At 35.4% G+C, this 1,166-nt stretch carries 1 protein-coding gene and 1 pseudogene; both read right to left on the bottom strand.

The window, feature by feature from the left end; translation table 11 throughout:
* Positions 1-115: 115 nt before the first annotated feature.
* Entirely contained in the window at positions 116-667 is a 552-nt protein-coding gene (locus AB0O34_RS36985) for a recombinase family protein (RefSeq protein WP_363923687.1), read from the bottom strand.
* A gap of 244 nt (positions 668-911) precedes the next feature.
* Positions 912-1,166, bottom strand: a pseudogene (locus AB0O34_RS36980) (pyroglutamyl-peptidase I); the annotation flags it as partial.

Below are 1,166 nucleotides of genomic sequence, written 5' to 3'. Positions count from 1 at the left end.
TAATAATAAAAGCTCCTTTATGAAACTAAAGGAGCTTTTAAATATTTACAACGATTAAAAGAACGGTTAATCAATACTAGGCTTCTAGTAAGGGATAAGGAGATTGAGAAAATTTTCATTTATTTATATACCTATAAATCGTTGTTCTTGACACTCCCCAAGAATCCGCAATCGACTTAATTGGCGTACCACTTTCTACCAAGGTTTTAAGAAGCTTTACGTCTTGCTCCGAAAATTTCTCAGGTCTTCCTCCAAGTCGTCCTCTTGCACGTGCGGCTTCTCTACCAGCGGCAGAACGCTCCAAAATAAGATTTCTCTCAAATTCCGCAAAAGCCGCAAACAAATGAAACATCAATTGTCCAGTCGAACTTGATTTATCCATTGTAATATTTTCTTGTAGACTATGAAAACTTACCCCTTTATTATTAAGAGAATTAACAATATTAATGAGATCTTCCATATTTCTACCTAGTTGATCCAATCGCCAAACAACGATCGTGTCTCCAGGACGAGAAAATTCGATCGCGGATTTTAATCCAGGTCTATCTTTTTTACTTCCTGACATATGATCAGTAAATATTTTTTCACAGTTATATTTTTTTAGACTATCTTTTTGTAAATCCAAATTTTGAAGTCCAGTTGAAACTCGTGCATATCCGATATTCATTTTTTTCTCCTTCATTTTAATTTATTGTATCATAACTTAGAAATATATATATAAATGAACATAGAATAAATTACGGGTTAATGAACAAGGAATGTAAATGATTTTGAGAAATTTAATAGGAAAAGAAGAGTGTTCAGAAAATGACCATTTTCTGAACATCTGATAAAAAAGGAAAAACGATTAGAACGCTTTTCTTTTTTATGTCTATTTATTTGATAATAGTCCAAAAACACTAAACAGGCTTTTAGTGATCCTTGCCTTCAATCGTTTCGATATCGCCTTTGCCGTCACGGGACACGATGGCCTTGATAGCGGCAGTGATGCCTAAAACATCATCATCCAATGACAACGCTGGTGTTTCCGGACGAGTGACAACCTGTTCCGGCAAAAATGGAATATGCATGAAGCCGGCCTTAATATCGGGAAACATCTTATCCCGCATATACTGTACCTGATAAAAAATGTGGTTGCAGACGTAAGTGCCTGCTGTGTTGGAGAC

The organism is Sphaerisporangium sp. NPDC088356 (genome assembly GCF_040685555.1).
Lineage (GTDB): Bacteria > Actinomycetota > Actinomycetes > Streptosporangiales > Streptosporangiaceae > Sphaerisporangium.
This window is presented reverse-complemented; position numbering and strand designations above follow the sequence as displayed.

Coding starts and splice junctions, on each gene's coding strand:
- AB0O34_RS36985 (WP_363923687.1), bottom strand. CDS start 667: ATGAATATCGGATATGCACGAGTTTCAACTGGACTTCAAAATTTGGAT.